The following is a 5,688-nucleotide window of genomic DNA, read 5'->3' on the forward strand; positions in this document are numbered from 1 at the left end:
AAAGGCTTCTGCCGCTGGCCGAGGCCCGGCATCTGGTGTTGCCAGGCCACAAGCTGCCCTTCACCGGCCTGCCCGAGCGGCTGCGACAATTGCGCGACAATCATCTGGGCGCGCTGGCCCGGATGGAGGCGGCGCTGCGCGAATCCCCCCGCAGCGCGGTGGGCTGTTTCGATATTCTGTTCAAGCGTCAGATCGGCGAGGCCGAATTCGGGCTGGCGCTGGTCGAGGCGGTCGCGCATGTCAATCACCTGCGTGGCAGGGGCGCGATCCGACAGGTTGGCGAAAGCGGCGGCGCGGCCCTCTGGGGGGCGTGAACGTCGCTTGTCAGCAACATCCGGCTTGTCGTCAGAGCCGCGCCGCCGAGTCACAACAGGCTTTCACGCAAAACGCGGCGAAGGGCAGGTCCGGGTCCGACTGATTGATGCTGTGCAAACGATGAATGCCGACTTTCTTCAATACATATCATGTCGATGCCGGTTCCACCCTCATGAACGAGATGCGGGATGAGCCATGCGGGCAGGCGACCTTCTGTTTGACTGATCCGGTGCGACAAGGGGCGATTGGACAAAAATGGCGCGACGTGGTGAAATAACGGGATCGGATTCGCGCGGACAGAATTTTCAGCGGAGGAATTGCCATGAATCCCGACCGTCCCATGATCTTTGGCGACCATGTTTTCAACGAAAGCGGTGCGTTCAACGGAATGATCGGCGGTGACGCGACCGTCGCTCCGGGCGTGACCCTGTCCATGGCGGGGATGATCGGCGGCGATCTGATTGTCCGATCCGGCGCTACGGTTCATTTGCGGGGCATCGTCGCGGGCGAACTTGTAACCGAAGGCGGCGCGACGGTTCTGGCCGCCTGAACGATCTTTCAGAGATATGACTCCGGGGTCTCGGGGCCGCTTTGCCACGCCTCGATCCGGCAGCCGGGCAGAGCAGAGGCGACCTGATCCGCCTTGCGGCGGGGCAGCAGGCACAGGGCGGTGGACAGCCCGTCCGCCAGCGCCGCCGAGGGCGCGCTGACCGAGACCGTTCCGGCCAGGGCCTCGTTGTTTCCGCGCGGGTCGATGATATGGGGCCGCGCGTGCCCGATCAGCGTGCCGCGTGGCGAAGATGTTGCCAGCGCCCGCTCGCGCAGCACCAGTCGCCGCAGGATACGCCCCTGCGGATCCGCGATGCCGACCGGCCAGCCTTGCGCCCCGATGGCGCGCTGTTCGCCGCTGTCTATCATCACATCGCCCAGATCGTTCTGCGCGGCGGCCAGCGCCAGCCGGTCGGCCACCCAGCCCTGCGCAATGCCATTCAGCGTCAGTGCCATGCCGGGCCGCGCCAGCCGGATTTCACCGTCGCGGATGCGGACCCAGGACCAGCCGGTCAAGGCGCGCGCCCCGGCCTCGTCCTGCCCCTGCGCGCGGGCCAGCCAGATGGGCTGGACCGTCGGGTCGAAGGCCCCGCCGGTCGCGCGATGCAGCCGGTCGCACAGCGCCAGCAGATCCCGCATTGCGGGCGCGGGAAAACGCAGCCAGCCAAGCCGGTTCAGCCGTGTCAGGTCGGAATCGCGATGCAACGAGAACTGGCTTTCGGCATGGGCCAGATGGCGCCGCGCCTGATCGAAAAAGCCGCGCGCCTGCCGGTCAGCGGCCCCGCGCAGCAATAGCGTGATCCCGGCTCCCATGGCGCGGCCCTGCCATTGGTGAACGGCGTCGGCCCGCGCCCTGACAGGGGCCAGGGCGGCGGCGGACAGGAACAGGAACCGGCGGCGTTGCATTGCCATCATGCGGCCTCGCTTTCGTCGCGGGACAGGCGCGGGCCGAAAAAGACCGGCCACAGCGCTGTCAGATACAGGCCGAAGGCCAGACACCATACCACGCCAGATGCCAGAACGGCGGGATAATACAGCGTGGCCATCCAGACCGAGCCCGCCCAACGCAGCAGCACCGCCACCGGGATCAGCCCATAGGCCAGCGCCACCGGGCGCGGCGCGGTCAGCGCCCGCCCGCTATGCCCCAGCGAGGCGCGGCTCATGATGGCAAGGGTCATGCCGCCCACCGCGCCGATGCCCAGGATGTGCAGCGCGGCGACTTCGGATCCGATGCCTCGCAGCGACAGCCCCCAGAGGATCAGCCCAAGCGTCAGCATCGCATAGGCCAGATGCAGCGACCAGACGATCGGCTGGTGGGTCATCGCCAGCCCGCGCCAGCCCGCCAGCCGCATTGCCGCCGCCGCCCCGGCCAGAACCGCCAGCGCGGCCAGAACCGCATCCGGCAGCCCAAGCAGGGCCGCCAGCGCGGTCAGGATCGCCAGCGCGATGCCCGCCGCGTCCAGCCAGCCCCGGCTGACCGGCAGGTGCGCATCCTGCGCTTCGCGCAGCAGTGCGTTGCGGGTAAAGGCAGGGGTCACGCGCCCGCCAAGCGTGGCGATCAGCGCACAGATCCCCAACAGCCCGCCAATCGCCCCCTGACGGGCAGTGCCGGTCAAGCCCATCCAGTCCAGATGCATCAGCAGGTTGCCGGTCCAGATCAGGCTCAGCAGCGCCAGAAACATCATGTTCTGCGGCTTGGGCCGCTTGACAAGCTGGGCCAGAATCTTGGTGGCAAGCACCGGCAGAAAGGCCAGATCAACCGCCGCGACCAGCCCGGCAGGCAGCAGCGCCGAGACCCAGACCGCCAGCCGCCCCGCCAACCACAGTCCGGCCAGAATCATGATGAACCGCTCGGGCGCGGCGCGCGCACCGGTCCATGTCGGCACGGCGGTCAGGAAAAACCCGCCCATTGCCGCCGAGGCATAGCCAAAGACCATCTCATGCGCGTGCCACAGATGCGGGGGCATGGCGAAACTCATATCGCCCGCGATGCCGCCAAAGGCGTGGATTGCCAGCCAGATCAGCCAGATGACGACGGACAGCACTGCCCACAACCCCGCCGCCCAGAAAAACACCCGCCAGCCGGCGGTGAACAGGAATCCGCGTCTCATGTCGGCACCCCTCGCGCCCTGCGTTTCAGCACCGGGCAAGTCTGCGCGTCGTTCATCACCACCTGACAGCGCAGGCAGAGGACGCATTCATTCGGGTTGATCCTGCCAAGAGGGTCAATGGCCCCGACCGTGCATTTCGTCTCGCACAGGCGGCATTCGCGACCGCATTGGGGGCGGCGCTTCAACCAGTCAAAGACCTTCAGCTTGGCCGGAATCGCCAGTCCCGCGCCAAGCGGGCACAGATAGCGGCAATAGAACCGTTCGATGAACAGCCCCGCCAGCAGCAGGGCTATCACGAACAGCACAAAGGGCCAGGCGCGCATGAAGCGCATCGAGATGGCGGTCTTGAACGGTTCGGCCTCGGCCAGGATCAGCGCCTGTTCCATGCTGTAAAAGCTGAGCGCGACAATCATCACGAACAGTGTATATTTGATCACCCACAGCCTTTCATGCAGCGCCTGCGGCACCGCGATCTGGCGCACCCCCAACCGCCGCGCGGCAAGGTTCATCAGTTCCTGCAACGCGCCAAAGGGGCACAGCCAGCCACAGAAAACGCCTCGCCCCCAGAACAGAAGGCCAAGCGCCACGCTGCCCCAGATCAGGAAGATGACCGGCTCGATCAGGAAGGTTTCCCAGCGAAAGCCCGACAGCAGCGCGTTCAGGAAGGCGACCACCTGCACCACCGACAATTGCCCGTTCAGGCCCCAGCCAAGAACGAACAACGTCGCCAGCAGATAGCCCAGGCGGACGCGCAGCCACAGGGCCGGGCGGCGCACCAGCGCCTCTTGCGCGAACAGGATCAGCGCCAGAACGAACAGCATCGTGCCGACAATGGCGATGCCCGTGGTCTTTTGCCGCCATGATTGCTGCCACAGCGGGGCAGGCGGGGCAAATTCGACATGAAATTCCTGAGGCAGGGCGACGGGAACCGTCACCGGCAGGGTCAGATCGGCACCGCTTCCGTCGGGGCGGGATGCGGTCACGATCAGCTCGAACGGTTTCAGCGGGTCGATGCCGCCGGTCGCGGCGTCGATATTCAGGCGGAACAGGCTGATTTCCTTGAATCCGGGCGCGTCGGGCAGAGCCAGTTCTTCGACCATGATGAAATCGGTATCGGCGGGGCGCAGCAGGGTTGCGCCCTGCCGGAACTGTATCCGTTCGAACCCGCCCGAACGCCGCCACTCTGTCCCGCGTGGGCTATAGACTCCGCGCGACATGACCGCAACCAGGGCCTGACCCGGTTGCAGCGATGCGGTTGCGGCAGAAAATTCCAGCGCACCCAGAAGGTTACGGCCAATCGTGGGGGGGTCGATCAGCCCGGCATAGATGTCCAGAAACGGCGCGTCCGACCCCTGAACCGGGTTGCGCGCGCCCTGAAAGGCGGTGGCGGCCTGATGCATGCTGACGGTTCCATGACCGAATGCCGCGCCCGCCACCAGCTCGGCCCAGGTGGCGGGGCGATAGGTCACGCGGTCGATGCCGCCCCCACCCAGACCCTGCGCCTGCGCCAGCACCCGCCCGACCCGCAGTACCCCGTCGCGGATCACTCCGGTCGAGACGGTCGCCCGCGAAATCACCGGCGGCAGCGCCGCATCGTTCCGGTGATCGACCAGCAGATCAACGCCCCGGAACGCATCCACATAGGCGGTAATATCGGCATCCGAGATGCCAAGGCTCAGCACCGGTTCGGTCTGGCGAACCAGCCGCGCGCCCGCGATCACCCCGTCGGGCGTCACAGCGACCAGCACGTCCAGAGGTTTGCCCGAATAGCCTGTGGTCGCCGCGATCTCCGATGTCGAGCCGATCATTCCCAGCCGGTTTTCGCCCTGACTGACCAGCCAGCCGGGGACGGGTTCGTCCTGCCGGACCACCTGAACCGGTGCATCGGTGCCGAACAGCGCAGCAGCGGTCGGGGCGTCCGGGGCGGTCTGGGCCAGCGCCAGCGAGGGCAGGATCAGCAGCGCCGACAGCCAGCGGATCAGGGCGGGGGGAAAAGACAGCATGGCAAACCGGTGTGACAGGGTTACGCGCTTTTCCCCCGAAAAAGCCCAAGGATCCTTAACAAACGTCAAAGCCGCAGTGGCGAATCTTTCGGTAGATCAATTGGAAATTTTAACCAGCAGATAGGAAAGCCAAATGACTTCTAGGAAGCGATTTCCTGCCATGGCTGCGCTGGCCACGACCGCGATGGCCCTTGTCATCGCCAGCACAGGCGCATTCGCGCAGGATCAGGCCACCCAGACCCCGGACACCGAAGCCGCGCTTGAGGATCACCAGACAAAGACCGACAACCGCTATGAACCATCGCTGGACAACCTTGCGCAGGATCAGGTTGCCGCGCCCGGTGCCCCCGAAGGCGTCGAGGCGCTGAGCGATGCGGATTATAACGAAGCGAACAAGATCTATTTCGAACGCTGCGCGGGCTGCCATGGCGTGCTGCGCAAGGGCGCGACCGGCAAGGCGCTGACCCCCGACCTGACCCGCGATCTGGGCTTTGAATATCTGCAAAGCTTCATCACCTACGGTTCGCCCGCCGGGATGCCGAACTGGGGCACCTCGGGCGAGCTGACCGAGGCGCAGGTCGATCTGATGGCGAAATACCTGTTGCTGGACCCCGCCGCACCGCCAGAATTCGGTATGGCGCAGATGCGCGAAAGCTGGAAGGTTCTGGTCGCCCCCGAGGATCGTCCGACCAGTCAGCAGAACGACTGGG

At 65.9% G+C, this 5,688-nt stretch carries 5 protein-coding genes and 1 pseudogene; 3 read left to right on the forward strand and 3 right to left on the reverse strand.

Features of this window, described 5'->3' with window-relative positions; translation table 11 throughout:
* Both ACK5L9_RS19210 and ACK5L9_RS19215 read left to right on the forward strand, forming a co-directional pair.
* A pseudogene (locus ACK5L9_RS19210) lies at positions 1-314 on the forward strand (MBL fold metallo-hydrolase); the annotation flags it as partial.
* A gap of 323 nt (positions 315-637) precedes the next feature.
* The gene (locus tag ACK5L9_RS19215) at positions 638-865 is read left to right on the forward strand and encodes a hypothetical protein (protein WP_416913064.1); all 228 of its coding nucleotides are present in this window, start codon (positions 638-640) and stop codon (positions 863-865) included.
* An 8-nt stretch (positions 866-873) separates the two neighbouring features.
* On the opposite strand, the gene ACK5L9_RS19220 is transcribed toward ACK5L9_RS19215, so the two are convergent.
* Genes ACK5L9_RS19220 through ACK5L9_RS19230 form a run of 3 tightly spaced genes read right to left on the reverse strand, consistent with a single transcriptional unit; the run spans position 874 to position 4,978 of the window.
* Complete coding sequence (locus ACK5L9_RS19220; RefSeq protein ID WP_416913065.1) at positions 874-1,779, reverse strand: FAD:protein FMN transferase; 906 nt, start codon at positions 1,777-1,779, stop codon at positions 874-876.
* On the reverse strand, positions 1,776-2,975 hold the full coding sequence (locus ACK5L9_RS19225) for an NnrS family protein (RefSeq protein WP_416913066.1): 1,200 nt from the start codon (positions 2,973-2,975) through the stop codon (positions 1,776-1,778). Before ACK5L9_RS19225 ends, ACK5L9_RS19220 begins: the two co-directional genes overlap by 4 nt.
* A complete protein-coding gene (locus ACK5L9_RS19230) occupies positions 2,972-4,978 on the reverse strand; it encodes a 4Fe-4S binding protein (RefSeq protein WP_416913067.1) in 2,007 nt (668 codons plus the stop codon). The genes ACK5L9_RS19225 and ACK5L9_RS19230 overlap by 4 nt, the downstream gene beginning before the upstream one ends.
* A gap of 133 nt (positions 4,979-5,111) precedes the next feature.
* Here ACK5L9_RS19230 and ACK5L9_RS19235 point away from each other — a divergent pair.
* The coding region (locus ACK5L9_RS19235; protein ID WP_416913068.1) for a c-type cytochrome at positions 5,112-5,688 on the forward strand (577 nt) is incomplete at its 3' end.

The organism is Paracoccus sp. (in: a-proteobacteria) (genome assembly GCF_047973135.1).
GTDB lineage: Bacteria > Pseudomonadota > Alphaproteobacteria > Rhodobacterales > Rhodobacteraceae > Paracoccus.

Excerpts from the sequence above, each read along its gene's own strand:
- ACK5L9_RS19230 (WP_416913067.1), bottom strand. The coding sequence starts at position 4,978 with ATGCTGTCTTTTCCCCCCGCCCTGATCCGCTGGCTGTCGGCGCTGCTG.
- ACK5L9_RS19225 (WP_416913066.1), bottom strand. The coding sequence starts at position 2,975 with ATGAGACGCGGATTCCTGTTCACCGCCGGCTGGCGGGTGTTTTTCTGG.
- ACK5L9_RS19220 (WP_416913065.1), bottom strand. The coding sequence starts at position 1,779 with ATGATGGCAATGCAACGCCGCCGGTTCCTGTTCCTGTCCGCCGCCGCC.
- ACK5L9_RS19215 (WP_416913064.1), top strand. The coding sequence starts at position 638 with ATGAATCCCGACCGTCCCATGATCTTTGGCGACCATGTTTTCAACGAA.